This window comes from Kribbella sp. NPDC023972 (genome assembly GCF_040639075.1).
Classification (GTDB): domain Bacteria; phylum Actinomycetota; class Actinomycetes; order Propionibacteriales; family Kribbellaceae; genus Kribbella.
Window position 1 is genome coordinate 151,440 of record NZ_JBEZZH010000010.1, and the last position, 18,375, is coordinate 169,814.

Here is an 18,375-nt window from a genome sequence, read left to right on the forward strand (position 1 = left end):
GGTCTCTCAGAGCTTTCCGGTGTACTTGGCAACCGCGACACCGATGGCCGCAACGACAGCCAGTCCCAGCGCGGCGAGCCCGGCGGCCACCAGGGCCTGCTCGAGAGACAGCGAGCCGCGCTCGTCTCGCTTGCTGGCCTGGTGGGCGTGGACGACGCGCGCGACCAGTTTGGTGTATCGGGCAACGATCAGATCTGACATCTCGGTGTTTCCTCCCGTAATTGGTGTTCAGGTATCAGTGTGCGACGAACCGGGGACCTTATGCGTTGATTAAGGATTCATCCACCGAGGAAGACCCTCATCATCGGTGGGGTGATGAGCAGCAGGCAGAAGACGATGGCGAGCAAGGACTGCGGCCCGGTCATCCGTTCGGTCGCGGCCTCGGCCTTGGCCTGCTCTCGTGAGAGCTGAGCGTTCCTCAGGTCCTGGGCGCGGGCCTGCAGGGTGTCTGCCACCGCTACGCCGTCCTCCCCCGCCGACGTCATGATCTCGGCAAGATCGGCCAGCTCCGGCAGTTGGAGTTCGTCGGACAGTGTCCGAAGCGCAGTCCAGGCCGAGACCTGATTGAACTCGGCACGCTGCAGCTCTTCCGACAGCCGGCGAAAGATCCTGCTGTTGCCGATCTGGGCCGCCTCTTTCAGTGCTCGCGCCGCATCAAGTCCTGCAAGCTTTTCCAGGTGGACGAGCTCGATGTAGGTCGTCACCGCGATGCCGTACTCGTCGCGGGCCTCCTGGGCCTTGCCGTTCACCTCGAGGTCAGGAACGAACCAGAAGAACACCGCGAAGGCGAGGCCGACCACGACGGGGATCCCGAGCGGCAGGGGCACTCCGATCAGCACCAGCGTGGCGGACAAGAGGCTCGGCAGGGCCAGACCGAACGCGGCCGCGAAGATCTTGCGTCCGACGAACCAGCCGCTGGTCTTCTCCAGCAGGCGCAGGTCCGCGGCGGGGATCTTGAAGCCGGGCAGGTTGCGGAGGTGGTCCTGGCTGCGGTTGCCCAAGCGCTCGAGGAACGGCGTCGCCTCGGCGTCGACATTTGCCATGTAGTGAGCGCGCTGGGGGGTCATCCGGTCTACGGCGTCGCCGAGGTGCGGCAGGCCCGGAGGAACGAAGGCGTAGACGAGCCCGGTCAGGCCCAGCCCGCCGATCAGACCGAGCAGGATTCCCAGCGTGAGGGTGGTCATGGCTGCTCCTGGGCGTCGTAGGCCGTCAGAACCCTGGGGATGGGCGGTGTCGCGGCGATACTGCGCATCCAGATGAGGCAGGCGACGTAGCTGGTCAGCAGGATCGCCAGGATGATCTGGCCCAGCGGCGTGCGGTACGGGGCGACGTAGGAGTCGTTGAACAAGGCACCGAACGCGATCACGCCTGTGGTGATGAGCGTGATGTATCGCGCTGTCGCGCGAGGCTTCGCCCGGGCTGCTTCGCGGCTGCGTCGGGCCTTCACGTCGTCGCTGATGGTGTTGGCGAGCCCCTCGAGAACCCCGGCCAGGCCGGCACCTCGCTGCTGTGCCCCTATGATGAGTGCGGCCGCGAGCAGGTCGCCGGTGGAGTCATTGAGATCGTCGGCGAAGCGAAGCAGCGCGTCGCGGGTGGAAAAGCGTGCGCTGAGCCTGCTGACCAGGTCGCGTACCTCTGTGCGGATGGCGTCCGGGGCCGAGCCCAGAGAGGTCGCGATCGCGGTCTCCAAGCTGTTGCCGGCAGACAGCAACCCCTTGAGATTTCGGGTCCACTGTTCCATCGCGGTGAGCCTGTCGAGGACTCCCGTGTCGGGACTGCGCAGAAGCCACGGCAGGCCGAAGATCGCCGCCGGAGCGATCACCAGCGCAAGGATCCAGCCGGTGACCAGCCACAGCACCAAGCCGACCAGGACGCTCGCGAGCAGCAGCTGGTCGCGTCGACGACCGGCACGTCCGCCGGGGCGCCGCGTCAGCCGCGCCCAACGGGCCTTGAGCGGGCGCCGCGGCCGCACGGGGCGTGCCTCGCTTCGACGGAGGCCGGCGATGAGCATGACGATGCCCAGGGCAAGACCAATGCCCGCGATCGCGCCAAGCAGGCCGTTCACAGGCGCTCAGCCCCTCGGGGGCGGAACCCGATCCGCTCAAGGTCGGTGAGCATGTCCTCAGTCGGATGGGCCACCTGCAGCGCAGGGCTGTCGTCGTCGGGTGACATATAGAGAGGCCGAGTGATCGCCGGGTGGTCGGCCTCGCCCCTGAGGAGCTGGTGGACCTCGGTGACACGTCGCTGGATTGTTCCGCCCTTCCAGCGGTTGTCGACCTGGGCGCAGAACACGATCAGATCGATGTTGTCTGCGACGCGGTGCGATGCGGCCGTGTGGTCGTCACCGCGGTCGGTCGCGAGGCTCACCAGCCGGCCGAGGGCATGCCGGCCAGATTTGGCATGCACTGTCGACAGCGAGCCGTTGCTGGCCGTCATGGCGTGCAGCATCGAAATCAGCTCGACGTCCTGCTTGACCTCACCAACCAGGATCCGGTCGAGGTTCATCGTGAACGCCTCGACCAGCAGGTCCGGCACAGTCTTGGATCCGGCGTCGCCGGCCTCCCCTCCCCCAGCCCGTGCCTGCATCGCGGCGACGTTCGGGTACTGCTCTGGCAGCTCGTGCAGAAGAAGTTCGAACGCGGTCTCGATCGTTCCGATGCGTTCGTGCTTGGGGATGGCATCCGCCAGGGCGCGAAGCATCGTCGTCTTTCCGCTGCCTTGTGCGCCGGCGATCACTACGCTCTTGTGCGCCCGCACAGCGTGAGCGAGAAAGTCGGCGACCTCGTCGGTCAGCATGCCCAGCTTGACCATGCTGTCGAGGGTCACGTCGATGTGCTTGTGCTGGCGGATGGTGACCGTCGGCCGCGGCGTGAGGTTGTAGGCCATTGCATGCAGCCGGTGCCGCGATCCCAGGAGCATGGTCACAGTCGGATGGGGGTAGCTGAACGGTCGCGCACCAGATTCGGCGTGCGTAGCGATCAGCCGGATCATCTCCAGCAGCTCGGCATCTGAGTCGGCGACCGGTGCGACCTTCACTCGGCGCCCGTCGCCGTAGACCACGCTCACGTTGTCGTAGCCGTTCATCTCGATGTTCTCGGCCTCGGGGTCGTCGAGCAGCGGCTGCAGGCGGCCGGCCCCGAAGATCGAGTCGAAAACGGCCTTGCGGTACTCCCGCTCGAGGGCGTTGGACCAGATCTGCTCGTTCCCTGCCATGGCGTCCCGCGAGTGCTCGCGCAGGACCTGAACGATGATCTCCATCCCCCGTGCCCGCTCGTCGGCCGGTGACCTGGTTCCTGGATCCTGGTCACTGAGCCGAGCCGACACGGTCCCTCGGAAAGTCTTGACTAGTTCCCAGTCGACACCGTCAAAGACGCTCGGTGCCCGCTCGGGTTCGCCGGTCTGCACTGGCTGGGGAGCAGGTGGAGACGGCGCCCAATAGTCGTCCTGCGTGGTGGCGAAGATCGGGATCTGCGCGAGGTTCCGCTCACCAGTCTGGTTGGGATGGGTCATCGCTCAATCCTTTGCGTCAACCTGGTGCGGCGAGCGCCGATGCGTCGGGTGATCTGCTCGGCCCCGGTCACCATGGAACGGGCGAAGGCACTGCCCTCGAAGCGCTTGGTCGGCTTGTCTCCGTCGGAGTACACCGAGGCATGCTCGGGATCCCAGGCGATCTCGAGCCAGACCGGAACCCTGATGGCACCTTCGATGTTTGCCGAGCTGTACGGACGCTTCGGTCCGACGATCGCCAGGCCGACCGTGTCGGCATTGCCTGCCGACTCTCGCTCCGCGAGGAATCTGCCGGCCAGAGACTTGGCGCCGATGATGGAGACCATTGAGGACCTGATGGCGATGATGAGCGCCTCAGCATTGGTGATCAGTGGAGTTGGCTCGTTCGCCGAGCCGGCACGGCCGGCGTCGACGATCACATCCATGCCCGCGCCTTCGAGATCCTGAGCGGCTTCGGCGAGGGGACCCCAGAAGCCGGCGAGGTTGCGCCCTTGAGTCGGGGGATCTGTGTAGCCCAGAAGACACTGGACACGTCCGGTGTTGTCCAACTGGACGGTGTGATTCGGCAGATCGTTGAGCAACTGGCCGTACCGTTGCGCCGCGGCAGCCTGAATGACCGTTCGCCTCGGAAGCTTCTCCCCTCTGAAGAACCCGGGCAGAAGCGCGGACCCAGTTGCGGCGGCTTCGACGAGAAGAACCGGCCGCGGCCACGCCATCGCCAGTCCAACGGCCGTGGTGCTGACGCCGGGCGCGCCCGTGGCGCTGACCAAGGTGATGAGAGCCATTGCCTAGCGCTCCCGCGAGTCGAGAACCAGCGCGACCCGTCCAGTGGCTGCACTGACTGACAGAGCCGCAGCTACGTCACTCGGTACCTCCACGTCGACCCGGGTGCTCTGGCCGTCCGGGCCATCCTCCGAGCCGATGACTATGGCGGCGATCGGCAGTGCGGAAGAGCCGGGGCGTGACGAAGAGGCCTGATCTCCCGGAAGCGTGACCAGCCGCACGGTGTCGCCATTCTGCAACGTTGTGGCCGGCAACTGTGATGGCTTGAGTTGCAGACCGACCAGGGTCCGGCCGCGGTGCGGTACCAGCTCAGTTGTAGCCGCGTTGGCGGGCAGGAGCGTGCCCGCCGGCAGATCTGTTGCCGCTCGCTTGCCGACGATGGACGCAAGCTGATCACCATCAACCGTCTGCAGGCTCGGGTCGCCACCGACGTCGACGATGCGCAGATCATCGCGCTTGATGACCTCGCCCCGCGTCACGGTGCTCGCAACTGCGACAACGGGATGAGTGTTGCCGGCGTTCAGTACAAGCACTCCCCCACCGAGGCCGGCCACGGCGATCAGCACGACCGCCCCGGCAACGAGAGTTGGTCGCCGCTGGCGTCGCACCGCAGGTGCGAGTCCAGGTGAAGCTGTCGCGCGCTTGATAGGCGCGGCGGCCTGCGGCGGCTGCGTTGGTGTCGATGTACTCACGTCATCCCCAGTGATCGTCGGTTGGCAATAACAGCATGACAGAAAAAAGCAGATATAGACAGTGGTAGGCAGATATGGGAGCGGTTGAAGGAGAGGCTTGCCGCGCCAGCAGGTAGCGCTCGAGGTCGGTCGCGACGTTGCGGCTCCGCGACCGGGCTCCAGCCTCCATCCATAGCGTGTCGACCCGTGCTGTGTCTGCTGTCAATAGCTGCAAATTGAGTAGCGGCTACGGCGCACCTCCGGATGAGTCAGGTTGCAGGTAGAGCCGCAGCGCCGTTGCCAGGTAATGGTTCCGGTTACGCGCGCCCGCCTCCTTCCACATCTGGTCGAGGATGTCGATGTCGGAGCTGAGCAACTGCAGATTGATGGTGACTTCGTTCTCGCGGCGTGAGCCGCGCTGATTGTGGTAGGCGGTGCGCGCGAAGATCTTCCCCGGCCGTTGGGTCGGCGCCTCGGCTTCGAACACCTTGGGTAGCTGTGTGGCTAGATCCTCCACGGCATCCAAGGCGAGGTCTGTGAAGGTGATGCGGGTCGCCGCGTTGCGGTCGCGCATGAGTTCACGGATCTCCCGTGGCACCGAGACGATCACCCCTCGGCGCCTGTCAGCCGGCCGCTCTTCATCGTCTGGCTCATCTGGCACTGCTCCACCGCCCTAGACAGTCCGCTGCTATACCTGCTATATGGCTAGGCTAGCGATAGGACTAGGCTAGAGCTAGCGCTTCGGCACTCTCGCCCGGTGTGAAAATGGGAAAGGGGCCGATCCGGCTGCTGGAAGCAGCGGATCGGCCCCTCAGGCCGGCCGCGCGAGCGACGGTGTCACTTCATCAGTGACTTGCGGAGCTCCTCTTCCGTGCTGCCCGCAAGCTTGTCGCTTTGAGCGAGGAGCAGATCCACCGCAACCCGGATAAGTGTGTTGTCGGTGATTCGTTCCTCTCCCCCGCGGGCAGCACGGCTGAGTTTGCGGGCCAACATGCTGAGGTTGTCGACCTGGTCCTCGCGAAGGCGGGCTTCTTTGCGGGCAAGCGTCATGTACTTGGGCTGCGCCGGCTCGGATGCCCGCTGGGCCTGCTGGCCGGTCGCCCGCGAGGCCCGCTTAGTGCGCGTGAAGGTCTTAGCCTGCGGAACCACTGCGGGCGCCGGGTCCGCGAGCGAAGATTCCGTCGTCACCTCTGCACTCACGGCTTTAGCCTGCGAGTCGTCCGCCTCTTCGTCACTGGAGGCGGTCTTCGTTGCCTCTGGCGCCTGGTACGGGACTGCAGCCAGCCGTTGCTGAGCCTGGTGAGCCGGCGGAGGGGTCTCCTCGACCTCGCGGGATGCGGCGGCCGCTGCAGCAGCGATGTCCGCAGATGAAGAGGTGCTCGGGAGCATGTCTGAGAGCGATTTTCTTGCCAAGGTCATTCACCAACCGCTGAGAGATTCGGACGTGTTTCGGGTGCTGTGTCGCGTGCCCAGTCAGTGAGGAGTTCGACGGCTATCCGGCGGTAGTCGTCGACAGCCTTCGACTGGGATGGGTGCTTCACCTGCAGCATCGTCGTGTTCTCGATGACTGCGAGGCTGTGTGCCTTGAGTGTCCGCGCGAAGGCCCGGAAGATCGGGTGTTCGAGCTTGGTCATGAGCGTCCGGACCTCGTCGACATCACCGAGAGCCTTTGAGTCGACGCGGGTGAGGAGCACTCGGTACGGCACGCCGGCGGGCTGAACCAGCTGAGTGATTGTGTTGTGTGTCGGGTTGACGCTCATCGCGGCCGGCTCCATCGGAAGGATGGCGTAGTCGCTAACTGCAAGCATCGCCTCGAGAACCTTGGTCGCCTCACCGTTCTTATTGCCTGGGGCATCGACAAAGACGATGTCGTAGTCGCGCAGCTCACGCAGCCGCGAGAGAACCTTGGGGTCGGTGTCCGTGACGTAGTCGAAGTTGAAGCCAGCCCCGGGATCTCCCCCGCTCTCAGCCCACCATGTGAGCGACTGCTGCGGGTCAGCGTCGACGGCCATGACCTTCTGACCGGCCTCGGCCATCGCCGCGGCGATGGCGACGGTGCTTGTGGTCTTGGCGACCCCTCCCTTTTCGTTGATGAGAGACACGATGCGAGTGCGTGCCATGTGACTAGGTCCCTTCAGCGGCGAGCGGGCGCATCTGCAAACAGACTCTGTAAGTACCGGAGTATGGAAGTTTGCAAGCTACGTGGATCGGGAGTTACAGAGACGCGCAGTACCGTACTCCGGGCGACCGATGGCTCGCGACCTGCCACTCCGGAAGTCTGAGAGTTTGTTCCTCCCGAGGTTCGTAGCAACCGGAGTCACGTAGGTCGTGACCTCGGCAGAGCCGGAGGACCGAACTCCGGAACAACGGGTGTGCCGAACACACGGGGTACGTGAGGCTGGCACCACGGAACTACCGAAGAGCCGGAGTCTGGGAGTACGGGTCGAGCGAACTCTGTCAGTGCGGAAGTGGCAAAGGTCGGGAGTCTGGAACCCCGGTACTGCCGGAGCGCCAAACCACGCGACTCCGGAAGAACCGAAGTGCCGGACTACCAGAGAGCCGGAAACCCGTACTACCGAAGTACGGTAGTACGGAAGCCTTGGACTAACGAAGTCACGTTAGTTCGGAACTGCCGAAGTTGCGAAGAAACAGAGCCCGGTAGATACGGAGATCCGGAGTCCGAGAGTACGGACCTGCGTGAGTACGGAATATCCAAAGGTCGAAAAGACCAGAGGTCCGAAGTTCGGAAGATGCGAAGTCACGAGGTAACAGGGTGCGGCAGTACGGGAGTGCCGAACTCACGGCCTACGAAAGCATGGGACTCACGAACTAACAGAGTGCGTGAGTCTCGGAGTTCCAGGGCGCCGAAGATCGGAGCTACCAAAGCTACGGAGTCGCGGAGTACGGCAAAACCGAAGTACCGAAGTCACGATGTTGCGAACCCTGTCAGTGCGGAGTTTACAGAGATCCAGGGGTGCGGAGTTCGTAACGCCCGGACTCCCGAGCCGGCCGAAACGGTGCGTCCAGAGTCCGGATGAGCCGAAGTCCGGCACTACCGCACCTCGTAGCTCCGAAACTACCGAAGTCCCGAAGCGCGGGCGCTGAAATGCCGGCCGAACCAGCGCCTGGACAATCGCCGATCTGACGAGATGAAGAGCACGGGGGTCACAGAGGTATGCAAAACCCTGCCAAAACCCGCCAGAGGCCCCTTCTGGGCTGTCGCAGAACAGCTCCGGCCCAGATCCGCGACCTCCTCCAGCAAGATCGCCCGGCCGGTACATACAACAGAGCTAGGCTAGCAATATACAAGCGATAGTCCGCGATCGGCGAAGAAGCACCGGGTTGGTTCGCAGGGAGCCCGTCTGGTCACCACCAACGCGCGCACGTCGAGGGGCGACCTCTGCACTGCAACACCGCCGGGAACGAAGGGGAACCACATGTGGGGTGTGGGATCAGCCAAGAGCGTCGACGCCGCCCGCGACAACCTCATCCCCAACACACTGGCCTCGGAGACGGTGGCTCATCGCGCCGCGATGGCTAGCAGGCACATCCCCCGGCGCATAGAAGGACCAAACCGTGGCACCGGGACCGAGCGACGTTCAGCGGCTGCCGGTTGGCGGCGCCTGGCGCAAGCGATCAGACCCAGCCCGCCGACAAGGGGCCTCGACAGTTCCGCAGAAACCGCCCCCGACTAGCGCGGCGCCGGCCCTTCCAGAAACGACCGACACTCAGCAACCGCAGTCAGGCGGCAAGAACGTCAGCGTTGGCGCGCAGCCGTAGCGTCAGGCGGCTGCAGCGCTTGCGGAGATCGGTGCGTGACATCTGGAGTTCCTGGGCTACTGCCGCTCCGGCGCGGTAGTCGGACTCGATGTAGACCTTGGCGAGCAGGCGGGCATCTGCCTTCGTGATGACGCCGCGGGCCGTCGCGCGGGCAAGAACGCCCAGTAGCTCGATCCCTGCCGGGACCTCTTCGTCGTGGACACGGTCCTGGGCGAGCAGTTCGTCATCTACGCCGAGTTGGCTGGCGTTGTCGCGGGCAACGCCTTCGGTGACGTGCTTGAGGCTGTCGAGCGCGAGGTTGGATGCGATGCGGCGGGGACGGGCGGCGAGTGGGTAGCACATGATCTGCTCCCACATCGCGGCGACGACCCGGCTGGCGGCGTCTTCGAAGGGAATCAGGCAGCGTCGCTGCGACCGCGCCATGAGGACGATCTTGGGCAGCATCAATTGCACGACCGCTCGGCCGGCGAGACCCGACCCACTCTGAGCGAGCCGGATCAGGGCACCGAGAACACCGTCGGCATCGCGCCGGGTGGCTTCGGGGAGGTCCTCGAGCCCGTCCACGGATGACAGGGCGGGCTCGGTGTGATGCCAGGACGCGAGTTCACTCAAGGCCTGCGCTGAGGTGCAGAGCTGGCTCCACTCGTTGTTGAGCGAGCCGACGAGGCTCGGCTCGCCGAGGGATGCGGGGTGAAGACCGGCAGTGGTGGTCGACATCGGTGGCTCCTTCTAAGGGGTCGCCACCACCGTCGAAAAAGACCCTTGCCACAACCCTTGCCAACGAGAGCGCTGACCCTTGCCACTTCTCGGCGCCCACGACGGCCACGGCAAAACCGCAGGTCAGAGCCACGTCCGAAACCCCGAGCGAAGAAAGTTCGCGCCGGCTTGTCACAGACCGGCCCACGAATCGGCCTTCTCCGGTTGAAGCCCCTCTCAGCCGCAAGGAGCCGTACATGTGCCACCAGCACCCCGTCGCCGAGCCGATCGACACTCTCGAAGACGCCGCGTTCGACGCGGCCGCCTACGGCGCTGACCGGCGTCTGATGCTGGACCTGCTCATGAGGGTGCTGCTCGACCTCGACAGCCCCGAGGCCGTCGCCGAGCTCCGCTCCTACCTCAACACCCGAGCGCCCGCGGTCAGCGCGACCCGCAATGAACTTCTTGCTGAGCTGCCGGGATCAGTTCCGGCGCCGGGTGCGGACGTACTCCAGCCCCCGGCCGGTCCCGGACGGGGGCAGGTCCGATGAAGCCGTCACGACGACCGCAGGACGCGCCACAGGACCAGGAGCCGCCGCGGGCGAGATTGATGCGGCGTGTGCGGACAAAGAAGGACGCCGCAGAGGTATCGGGCGATCTCGACATCACCCACGTGGCGGGACAGCGCCTCGCCACCAAGCTCGCCAACATCGGCCTTGCAGCGGTCGTGATGTGCGGCCCGGTCAGCTTGTTCGTGGCGTCGTCGATGGCAACGCGGCCGGTCACCACGGCCAGGTCGTCGAAGCCGGAAGGCGTGATGGCTCAGGATGCGGCCCGGGCCGGCGAATTCGCGCAGCGGGTTGTGCGGGCGTGGCTGTCGGCAACGCGCAACAAGCTCGGCGACCTCGGCGACCTGTACGAGGACGCTTCAGGCTTCGCGCTGCCGGACAAGCCGATCCGGGTGGACAGCACCGAAACGGCGAATGTGACACCGACTTCGGTGACCGGGATCTTCCAGGTGACCGTCGCGGCGGGGGTGGAGGGCACCCAGCGGTACTACACAGTGCCGGTCCAGGTCTCAGCCGACTCATTGTCGGCACTCACCTTGCCGGCGCCGACGCCTGCGCCGGTGACGAAGCCCGATCGCGACCGGGCCTACCGCATCACGTTGCCTTCGACTGGGCCGACGGCCACCGCGGTGCTGGCGTTCCTGCGTGCGCTGCTGACCGGCCAGGGCGACGTGACCCGCTACATCTCGCCGGGGGCCCCGATCGTCGCGGTCACACCGGCGCCCTACAAGAGCGTCGATCTGCGCACCGTGACCGGCCTGTCCGACGAGGCGGAGCCGACCGAGGGCGAGATCGCACACGTGCTGGCGACAGCGATCGGCACGGACGCCGCCAAACGACCGGCCACTACCCAGTACGCCCTGACCCTCAAGGCCCGCGGCGGCCGTTGGGAGGTCTCGGGCATCGACCTGGCCCCAGCGATCACCAAGCCGAAGACGACGACGGCTCCCACCCAGACGCCCACCAGCCCCACTACTCCGCGCTAAACGCATCACAACCGGAAGGAACAACCATGCACAACCTGCTCACGGCGGCGGCCATGCTGCCCCTCGGAATCGACGACGGAGAGGGAATCCTCGGCACGGCGAACCGCATTGTCGGCGAACTCGGAACCCTCGCAAAGGTGGCAGCCACCGTGGTCGGCCTGCTGATCGTGGTCGGCATCGCGATCATCAAGCGGACAATCACCGCCATCATGTCCGCGGCCGTGACCGGCTTCGTGATCATCTGGCTGGTCAACGGCGGTCTCGAATGGGGCGGCAAGAAGGTCGGCGAGGACCTGGAGAAGGGCGCGCCGGCCGTAGTCACCGTCCACGTCGACCCGCGCCCCGGAATCTGATCCGGAGCACCCGACATGGCCAAGGAAGTCCGGGGAGTCCGCTGGTTCACCGCGGCGCGCCACGTCCCGTTGCTGATCGGCCGTACCCACGACGGAACCAGGATCAAGGGCGGGCCCTACACCCTCGTCCAGGCGTTCGTCGTGCCGATCACCGCGGGCGTGATGTGGGGCACGCGTGGACTGTGGGACACCGGCAGCTGGGTTCTGAACATCGGCTTCACGCTGCTCACAGCCGTCGGCATCGGCTGGGTATCGGGGCGCTTGCCCGACGACCGCAACCCGCTGCTGTGGGTTGCCGGGTTGTTCATCGCCACGACCCAGCCGCGGTGGGGTAAGTCGAACGGGCGTCGAGTGACCGTCCCGAAACCCGTGCGCATCCGCAGCCATGTGGTCGTGCAGTGCCGCGAACTCAGCACCATCCAGACCGAGCCCACGCCGGCCGCCGAGGAACAGCAGCTGCCGGCTGTCGACGTCGAGCCCGCCGTTCAACAGCCAATGGTCTGGCCTGCGGTCGCCGTACGCCACACGGGTGTCGAGGCGTTGTTGGCCTCGATCAAGCAAGGGGAGCAGCGATGACACGCGCACCGATCATGAATCTCGTCGACCAGCTGGCGTTCTGCCGTGACGGCACGGTCTGGGCCACTTGGCGTCTGAGGCCATTGCCGTACGGCTACCAGTCGCTGGGAGACAAGCTGGCGGTGCGCGATCATCACACCCAGCTGTTCCGGGCGCTGCGGGGCGAGTTTCTCCTTCAGGGAGTGCTGGCCCCGAAGGACCCCACGCAGGTTGTGGACGCGATGCTGCACGGTGTCGATCTCGAAAGCTGCCCGGCCTGGGCAGAGGAGTGCTACGAGACCCTCGAGCGGCTGGCCGAGAACCCGATCGAGCAGCGTCTGTTCTATCTGTCCGTCCCGTTGCGTGTCGGTGGTGCAGCCGGTCTTGTCCAGGCTTCTGGACGGGTGGCCTGGAACGGCCTGATCGACGCTCTTGGCCTGCCGCGCGACGGCGTCGGGCGGAGCACCGCGCGCCGGTATCTCGCCCGGGCCGAGGAGATCCGCGCTCAGCTCCCGCCGGCGTTCTTTGCGACGTCGGCAACCGCGGCAGAGCAGATCTGGCTGCACCGCAGGGCCCAGATCAGGGGAGTGTTCGACGGTTTCCCGTCGCCGATCGACGACCGTCAGATCACCGAGGAGCTGCTGACGCACGGCGCCGGCGCGCTGGGTTCCCCGGTTCTCGATGAGGGTGCGCACAGTGACCTCAAGCCGCGGGCCCTGTTCAACCCGATGGCACGCCGGTACCTGAAGGTCACCGCCGACACAGAGGAGGTGGCCTACCAGTCGCTGCTGACGTTGGCTGACACGCCGCCGCACGGCGTGGCCGAGATCGGCAGCGAGTTCCTCGGGCGCATCGATGAGTCCGGCGTCGACGTCGACTGGGCGATCCGCGGCCGGGTGCGGACCCAGCAGGAGGTTCTGCGGCGCAACAAGCGCGCGAAGAACACCCTCGAGGACCAGGTCGGGCAGCGGGCACAGGACACGACGTCGTCGGGGAAGCTTCACCGCTCGCTGATGGCGATGCAGGACTACGAGGACCTGATGCTGGCCAACGACCAGGAGGTGGAGGTCGATTCGGCGACGGTACTGGTCTGCTCGGGCGCCACGGCGGAGGAAGCCAACGAGGCCGCGGTCGCGGTCCAGACCTACTTCCGCGACAACGGCTTCAAGGTCGTTCGCCCGCCCGGCGGCCAGACGCAGCAGTGGCAGGCGACGATGCCGGGCTACTCGCTCGCGCAGCTGCCGTTGGTCAGGGAGAAGCAGCTGATCGCGCCGGCAGCCTCGGTGTCGGTGGCGATGCCGGTGATCTCGGCAGAGATCGGTGACAAGCACGGCGCGATGTTCGCGCTCAACATCACCACCCCCCGACCGACCCCGGTGCTGTTCGACATCACCGGCAACTCCGAGCGCGACATCTCCGGTTCGATCGCGATCTGCGGCGAGCTCGGATCCGGCAAATCGGTGGCGATGAAGAAGATCACCGGCGATGTCGTCGATCGCGGCGGCCGATTCGTTGCCACCGACGGCACCCGCACGGGGGAATGGGCCACGTTCGCGTCCTCGGTGTCCGGGGCAACGATCGTCAACGTCCGCAACCCCACGGTCGGTCTTGATCCGCTGAGGCTGTTCGGCCCGATCGACGGCATCCCGATCGTGAAGTCGTTCCTGGCGATGCTGCTCAACATCGAACTCCTCGGGCCCGAGGGCCTGCTGCTGTCTCACCTGCTCAAGCCCACCTACCTCGCCAGCCACAGCATCGAGTCCCTCGGTGGACTCCTGGCGCACCTGACCTCGGACTGCGACCTGGCCGGCGCCAAAGAGCTGGCGAGCCGGATGGACGTGTTCGCCGATCTCGACACCCCAGAGGCGGGCGTGGCCAGGATCGTGTTCGACCCGACCCTGGAGCCGCTCGACCTGGACTCGCGCGCGATCGTGTTCTGGACCCACGGCACCAAACAGCCGACCCGCGACGAACTGCTGAACGCTCACCTAACCCGCAACCTCGGCCTCGACAAGCTCTTTGGCCGCGCGCTGTTCGGCCTGATCGCCAAGATCGCCGAACAGATCTGCTGCAGCGACCCGACCGATCCCGCGCTGTTCGCGGTCGACGAGACTCACGCCATTACCGCTTCGACGGAAGGCGAAGAGGTCCTGAAGGACTTCGTCCGTCAAGGCCGCCGGCAGGCCGCCGGGCTAGTGCTGGGCAGCCACAACCCCGACGAGGACTTCGGGCAGCGCACCGACAAATCCCAAGACCTCGAGAACGACATGGGCGGAAGCACCTTGGCGGCGCTGATCCCGGTCCGGATCGTTCTGCGCCATCGCGACGTCGGCCTGGCAAAGAAGGCCCTGCGCTGGCTCGGCCTCGATCCGACCGACCCCGACCTGGTCAAGCTGATCACCGAGGAGACCTCGCCGGTCGAGGACGAGAACGAGTACAGCAACTCCAACGGGGGAGTGCGCCCCGAGCGCCGCGGTGAAGGCATCATGCGCGACTCACTCAACCGATTCGCCCGCATCAAGGTCATGCTGCCGCTCAACGAGAAGCGCCGCGAGACCATCCTGACCACCCCGAAGCGGGCGCTGCGATGAACCTCAACCTGCCCCGCGGCGTACGGACGGCCGCGATGATCGCCACTACAGCGGCACTCCTGCTGATCGTGACCGCCGGCACGGCCAGCGCCGACCCGGGCGCACCGGGCAGCGCGCCGGGACTGTCGCCGTTCGACCTCACCGACACCCACGGCATCAAGATCAGCCAGTACGAGCTGAACATCGATCAGGGTGGATGGACGGATCCCGGCAAGTCCGGATGGTCGTTCCTGATCGTCATCGCCTGGGAGATCTACCGCTGGTTCATCGGGATGATCGCCTGGCTGCTGAACTGGACGGTCTCCTTCAGCTGGATGGACCTGCTCACCAAGCCCCTGGCCGCGATCGGCGACTCCATCGAGTCCCACATCATCGGGCCCTCGAACCTACTGACCACCGCAGTCATTCTCGGTGCCTTCGGTGTCGGCATCTTCATCGCACGTGGCCACTACGGCCGCGCCGGCGTCGAGTTCGGGATCGCGGCAGCGATCCTCGCCCTGGCCACCACCGGCCTGGCCCACCCGGTCACCTGGGTCACGTCCCCCAACGGCCCGCTGAACAGCGCCCGCAAAGCCGGCATCGAGATCGCCAACGTCGTCACCAGCAACGGCGCCACCAGCAGCAGCGACTCCGCGTCACTGAAGCAGAACACCTCCGGCGTCTTGATCGACACGTTCATTCGCCAGCCACACCAGCTCCTGAACTACGGCGCCAACATCGACAGCGACACCAAGTGCGTCGACATCTACGACAAGGTCCTCAAAGCCGGTCCCTACGGCCGCGACTCCGCCGGCCGCGACCAGATCGGCAAGTGCAACGAGGCCTACAAGAAGTACGCCGAAAGCCCCGGGCCCGACCAGCTCGCCACCCAGGGCTTCCTGATCCCGTCTGGCGGGCTGCTCGCACTCGTCGTCGGTCTGCTGGCGTTACTGATGATGGCCAGCGTCGCCCTGACCGGATGGGCGGCACTCAAGCTGATCTGGCACACCATCGTGGGGCTGATCCCCGGGACATCTCGCCGAGGCCTGGCCAAGAGCCTGGCCGACGTCTTGGTCCACCTGATCTTGATCCCGATCCTGCTGGTGTTCTTGTGCAGCTACCTCTACATCCTCAAGTCCGTCATGGCTGCCAACGCCAACATCGCCCTGATCGCGCGGTTCATCGTCGCGGACCTGCTCCTGCTCGTCAGCCTGGTCGTGCTGTGGCGCTTGTGGCGCAACCACCAGCAGGTCTCGGCCCGGTTCGCCGAGATGTTCAACCGGGCCTCGGAGGCCGCACGCAACGTCAACGTCGGCGAAACGGCCCGGTTGATGAACACCTTGACCAAGTCATCGACCAACCCATCGGTGCGCAACTGGTCCGCGCCGCCGAAGATCCGGCCGGCGACCCCGACCGGATCACACGGCGACCAGACCAGGGATGCGCCCGCGGCTTCAGGCGGCGGTGCACAGATGAAAGGTCTGGCCGGCAAGGCCCGCGGCAAGATGGAGCAGAGCGCGGTCGGCCGCGAAGTCCTCGGGATCGGCCGAGACACCGTGGCCACTGGCAAGGGCATCGGCAAGGCGGGCCGGACCGCGGCGAAGTACACCATCGGCGCGCCAGTCAGCTATCCGGCCGCCGCGGCATCGATGGCCGGCAAATGGTCCGCGGCCAGCAGCAAACGCCGCGAGGCAATGAAGACCAAGCTCGCGGCGGCCAAGGACTACGCGGCCACCTACCGCGACAACACCAAGGCCGCCGGCCGTGGAGTGGCGAAGGCCGGATCGAAGGTCGGATCGAAACCGGTCAAGTTCGCCGCGAAGACCGCGGCCAAGGCCGGCACGGCGGCACTGAAGAAGAGCCACCCGGCGATCGCGGCCGCAGGCCTGCTGGCCACGACCGTCCAGGCCCGCAAGACCGCCGCGCCCACCTCGGTACGGCGACCGCACAACCCGGACCCCCAGCCCCCGCAGGCGACCATAGCCGCCACACCCCGCCCCAGGCGGCAGCCAGAAACCGTTCCGGCGGTCGTGCCCCGAGTCGGGCCGCGCCGGCCCGTCCAGCGGCGCCGAGCCGACCAGATGCGCACCTATCTGAAGTCCCTGAGCCCCGAGGAGCGTGACTCGTGAAGAAGCTGATCGTCGCCGGTGGCATCGCCGCCGTCGCTGGCATCGCGGTCGTCGGCTTCGTCGGTCTGTCGATGCTGACGATCCTTCTGGGCCGCGGCTCGATCGCCGAGGCGAAGCCGCCCGGCGATGTCCCGGGGGTGTCGCCGATCCTGCTCAAGGCCTATCAGCAGGCCGTCGAAGGAGCCGCGAAGACGCTTCCGAACTGCCACGGGCTGCGCTGGCAGATCCTGGCCGGCATCGCCCAGATCGAGTCGAACAACGCCGCCGGCCACGCGATCAGCGAAGCCGGCGACGTCACCCCGCCGATCATCGGCCCGGCCCTGGACGGATCCGGTGCCGGCGGAAACCTGACCCCGGTGAACGACACCGACCAGGGTGTCTGGGACCGCGACACCAACTTCGACCGCGCGGTCGGCGTCCTGCAGTTCATCCCGAGCTCGTGGCGCGTCTACGGCCGCGACGGCAACAACGACTCGATCAAGGATCCGCACAACGTGTTCGACAACGCAGCGGGTGCAGTCGTTCACCTGTGCGGAACCGGCGACAAAGACTTCTCCACTCCCGAAACCCTGCGCCAGGCGCTCTACGGCTACAACCAGTCCTGGTCGTATGTCAGCAAGGTCACCGAGGCGATCGCCACCTTCGATGTCTCCGCCCCCACAGCTGACCTGCCTCCGGGCTCACCGAAAGGTGCAGTGATCGTCGCGGCAGCCATGAAATGGGTCGGTACCCCGTACTCGTGGGGTGGCGGCAACGCCTCCGGCCCATCGACGGGAATCTGCTGCAGCCCCGGCGGCTCCGACGGCCGCAAGACCACCGGATTCGACTGCTCCGGCCTGAGCACCTACGCCGCCGCCCAGATCGGCATCAACCTCCCACGGACCGCCGCGGCACAGTCACTGCTGCAGCAACAGATCCCCGCCTCGGCCGGTGTGGCTGCCCTGCAGCCGGGCGACCTGGTCTTCTTCGGGTTCATCCCCGGCTCGCGGACCGGAATCCACCACGTCGGCATCTACGTGGGCAACGGGCAGATGGTCAACGCCCCGCGGCCCGGCACCCAGGTCCGGGTCGAGCCGATCTGGAGCGACAGCTACGCGGGGGCGGTGCGACTCGCATGACCAACCCAACCCCCGCGGGCGACCGGACGAGGCGGCTCAAGGCGATCGGGTGGCTGACCGCCGGAGGAACCCTCACCGTGGCACTCACGGCCGCCGGCCTGTCCCTGATCACCGCCCCGCCCACCACCCATCCAGCGCCGTCCACGACGACACCGACCATCTCCACGTCGCCCACCCAGAATCTGCCGGCCCCGACGCCCGCAACTGGCACCACCCAGCAGCCAGTGCCGACGGTCTCACCTTCGGCAGCGACGTCGACGGGCCACGGCGACCCGATGGCCGGAGCCATCCCCGACAGCCTGATCCAGCGCACCCTCGACGAGGCCAGCCTGACCACCGTCGACGCCACCACGGCCAAAACCACCCGCGCTATCGCCTGGACAGCCCTGGCCGCCGACCTGCAAGCCGGCGGCTGGAGCCACCCCCACCTGCAAGGCGCCTCGGTCGCCGCCCCAGGCAACGACCAGACCGCGCCCACCATCGTCGACGTCACCGCGATCTGGTGCGCGACCACCCCCGCGGGACAACCGGTCGACCGCCAGCGCAGCATCGTCCGCCTGACCTCCACCTCAGGAAGGTGGGCCGTTGAGCGCATCACCTGAGCCCGCTCCGCTCGCCACCGCACCCAATCGCAGTCATCCCGACGACCACGGAGACA

Annotated in this window: 18 protein-coding genes; 8 read left to right on the forward strand and 10 right to left on the reverse strand. The window is 66.4% G+C overall.

Going from position 1 to position 18,375, the window contains the following annotated elements; all coding sequences use genetic code 11:
- Positions 1 to 6 precede the first annotated feature (6 nt).
- The 10 genes from AB0F43_RS31670 to AB0F43_RS31715 all read right to left on the reverse strand — a co-directional run bounded on the left by AB0F43_RS31670 (position 7) and on the right by AB0F43_RS31715 (position 9,458).
- Complete coding sequence (locus AB0F43_RS31670) at positions 7 to 201, reverse strand: hypothetical protein (RefSeq protein WP_360485146.1); 195 nt, start codon at positions 199 to 201, stop codon at positions 7 to 9.
- A gap of 77 nt (positions 202 to 278) precedes the next feature.
- Positions 279 to 1,184 carry a type II secretion system F family protein gene (locus AB0F43_RS31675; RefSeq protein WP_360485149.1) on the reverse strand — a complete coding sequence of 302 codons (906 nt, stop codon included), beginning with the start codon at positions 1,182 to 1,184 and terminating at the stop codon, positions 279 to 281.
- Positions 1,181 to 2,065, reverse strand: coding sequence for a type II secretion system F family protein (locus AB0F43_RS31680; RefSeq protein WP_360485152.1), 885 nt, complete (start codon positions 2,063 to 2,065; stop codon positions 1,181 to 1,183). Before AB0F43_RS31680 ends, AB0F43_RS31675 begins: the two co-directional genes overlap by 4 nt.
- On the reverse strand, positions 2,062 to 3,510 hold the full coding sequence (locus AB0F43_RS31685) for an ATPase, T2SS/T4P/T4SS family (RefSeq protein ID WP_360485155.1): 1,449 nt from the start codon (positions 3,508 to 3,510) through the stop codon (positions 2,062 to 2,064). The genes AB0F43_RS31680 and AB0F43_RS31685 overlap by 4 nt, the downstream gene beginning before the upstream one ends.
- Positions 3,507 to 4,292 carry a hypothetical protein gene (locus AB0F43_RS31690; protein ID WP_360485158.1) on the reverse strand — a complete coding sequence of 262 codons (786 nt, stop codon included), beginning with the start codon at positions 4,290 to 4,292 and terminating at the stop codon, positions 3,507 to 3,509. Before AB0F43_RS31690 ends, AB0F43_RS31685 begins: the two co-directional genes overlap by 4 nt.
- A 3-nt stretch (positions 4,293 to 4,295) precedes the next feature.
- Positions 4,296 to 4,844: an SAF domain-containing protein gene (locus tag AB0F43_RS31695; protein WP_360485161.1), complete on the reverse strand. Its 549-nt coding sequence runs from the start codon at positions 4,842 to 4,844 to the stop codon at positions 4,296 to 4,298.
- 364 nt (positions 4,845 to 5,208) lie between these two features.
- A complete protein-coding gene (locus AB0F43_RS31700; RefSeq protein ID WP_360485164.1) occupies positions 5,209 to 5,571 on the reverse strand; it encodes a hypothetical protein in 363 nt (120 codons plus the stop codon).
- A 227-nt stretch (positions 5,572 to 5,798) separates the two neighbouring features.
- Positions 5,799 to 6,380, reverse strand: a complete 582-nt coding sequence (locus AB0F43_RS31705; protein ID WP_360485167.1) for a hypothetical protein — start codon at positions 6,378 to 6,380, stop codon at positions 5,799 to 5,801.
- Positions 6,377 to 7,063: a ParA family protein gene (locus AB0F43_RS31710; protein WP_360485170.1), complete on the reverse strand. Its 687-nt coding sequence runs from the start codon at positions 7,061 to 7,063 to the stop codon at positions 6,377 to 6,379. The genes AB0F43_RS31705 and AB0F43_RS31710 overlap by 4 nt, the downstream gene beginning before the upstream one ends.
- 1,639 nt (positions 7,064 to 8,702) lie before the next feature.
- Complete coding sequence (locus AB0F43_RS31715; RefSeq protein ID WP_360485173.1) at positions 8,703 to 9,458, reverse strand: hypothetical protein; 756 nt, start codon at positions 9,456 to 9,458, stop codon at positions 8,703 to 8,705.
- A 236-nt stretch (positions 9,459 to 9,694) separates the two neighbouring features.
- Here AB0F43_RS31715 and AB0F43_RS31720 point away from each other — a divergent pair, with 236 nt between their 5' ends.
- The 8 genes from AB0F43_RS31720 to AB0F43_RS31755 all read left to right on the forward strand — a co-directional run bounded on the left by AB0F43_RS31720 (position 9,695) and on the right by AB0F43_RS31755 (position 18,319).
- Positions 9,695 to 9,988 carry a hypothetical protein gene (locus AB0F43_RS31720; protein WP_360485176.1) on the forward strand — a complete coding sequence of 98 codons (294 nt, stop codon included), beginning with the start codon at positions 9,695 to 9,697 and terminating at the stop codon, positions 9,986 to 9,988.
- A gap of 68 nt (positions 9,989 to 10,056) precedes the next feature.
- Positions 10,057 to 10,992 carry a conjugal transfer protein gene (locus tag AB0F43_RS31725; protein WP_360485179.1) on the forward strand — a complete coding sequence of 312 codons (936 nt, stop codon included), beginning with the start codon at positions 10,057 to 10,059 and terminating at the stop codon, positions 10,990 to 10,992.
- Between the two features lie 26 nt (positions 10,993 to 11,018).
- Positions 11,019 to 11,345, forward strand: coding sequence for a hypothetical protein (locus AB0F43_RS31730; RefSeq protein WP_360485182.1), 327 nt, complete (start codon positions 11,019 to 11,021; stop codon positions 11,343 to 11,345).
- A gap of 15 nt (positions 11,346 to 11,360) precedes the next feature.
- Entirely contained in the window at positions 11,361 to 11,921 is a 561-nt protein-coding gene (locus AB0F43_RS31735; protein ID WP_360485185.1) for a hypothetical protein, read from the forward strand.
- The gene (locus AB0F43_RS31740) at positions 11,918 to 14,491 is read left to right on the forward strand and encodes an ATP-binding protein (protein ID WP_360485188.1); all 2,574 of its coding nucleotides are present in this window, start codon (positions 11,918 to 11,920) and stop codon (positions 14,489 to 14,491) included. The genes AB0F43_RS31735 and AB0F43_RS31740 overlap by 4 nt, the downstream gene beginning before the upstream one ends.
- Entirely contained in the window at positions 14,488 to 16,599 is a 2,112-nt protein-coding gene (locus AB0F43_RS31745; protein WP_360485190.1) for a hypothetical protein, read from the forward strand. Before AB0F43_RS31740 ends, AB0F43_RS31745 begins: the two co-directional genes overlap by 4 nt.
- Positions 16,596 to 17,717 carry a bifunctional lytic transglycosylase/C40 family peptidase gene (locus tag AB0F43_RS31750; protein WP_360485193.1) on the forward strand — a complete coding sequence of 374 codons (1,122 nt, stop codon included), beginning with the start codon at positions 16,596 to 16,598 and terminating at the stop codon, positions 17,715 to 17,717. The genes AB0F43_RS31745 and AB0F43_RS31750 overlap by 4 nt, the downstream gene beginning before the upstream one ends.
- Positions 17,714 to 18,319 (forward strand): hypothetical protein, encoded by a 606-nt coding sequence (locus tag AB0F43_RS31755; protein ID WP_360485196.1) that lies wholly within the window; start codon positions 17,714 to 17,716, stop codon positions 18,317 to 18,319. Before AB0F43_RS31750 ends, AB0F43_RS31755 begins: the two co-directional genes overlap by 4 nt.
- Positions 18,320 to 18,375 lie beyond the last annotated feature (56 nt).

Excerpts from the sequence above, each read along its gene's own strand:
- AB0F43_RS31705 (WP_360485167.1), bottom strand. The coding sequence starts at position 6,380 with ATGACCTTGGCAAGAAAATCGCTCTCAGACATGCTCCCGAGCACCTCT.
- AB0F43_RS31715 (WP_360485173.1), bottom strand. The coding sequence starts at position 9,458 with ATGTCGACCACCACTGCCGGTCTTCACCCCGCATCCCTCGGCGAGCCG.
- AB0F43_RS31730 (WP_360485182.1), top strand. The coding sequence starts at position 11,019 with ATGCACAACCTGCTCACGGCGGCGGCCATGCTGCCCCTCGGAATCGAC.
- AB0F43_RS31740 (WP_360485188.1), top strand. The coding sequence starts at position 11,918 with ATGACACGCGCACCGATCATGAATCTCGTCGACCAGCTGGCGTTCTGC.
- AB0F43_RS31670 (WP_360485146.1), bottom strand. The coding sequence starts at position 201 with ATGTCAGATCTGATCGTTGCCCGATACACCAAACTGGTCGCGCGCGTC.
- AB0F43_RS31675 (WP_360485149.1), bottom strand. The coding sequence starts at position 1,184 with ATGACCACCCTCACGCTGGGAATCCTGCTCGGTCTGATCGGCGGGCTG.
- AB0F43_RS31690 (WP_360485158.1), bottom strand. The coding sequence starts at position 4,292 with ATGGCTCTCATCACCTTGGTCAGCGCCACGGGCGCGCCCGGCGTCAGC.
- AB0F43_RS31735 (WP_360485185.1), top strand. The coding sequence starts at position 11,361 with ATGGCCAAGGAAGTCCGGGGAGTCCGCTGGTTCACCGCGGCGCGCCAC.
- AB0F43_RS31720 (WP_360485176.1), top strand. The coding sequence starts at position 9,695 with ATGTGCCACCAGCACCCCGTCGCCGAGCCGATCGACACTCTCGAAGAC.
- AB0F43_RS31745 (WP_360485190.1), top strand. The coding sequence starts at position 14,488 with ATGAACCTCAACCTGCCCCGCGGCGTACGGACGGCCGCGATGATCGCC.
- AB0F43_RS31685 (WP_360485155.1), bottom strand. The coding sequence starts at position 3,510 with ATGACCCATCCCAACCAGACTGGTGAGCGGAACCTCGCGCAGATCCCG.
- AB0F43_RS31755 (WP_360485196.1), top strand. The coding sequence starts at position 17,714 with ATGACCAACCCAACCCCCGCGGGCGACCGGACGAGGCGGCTCAAGGCG.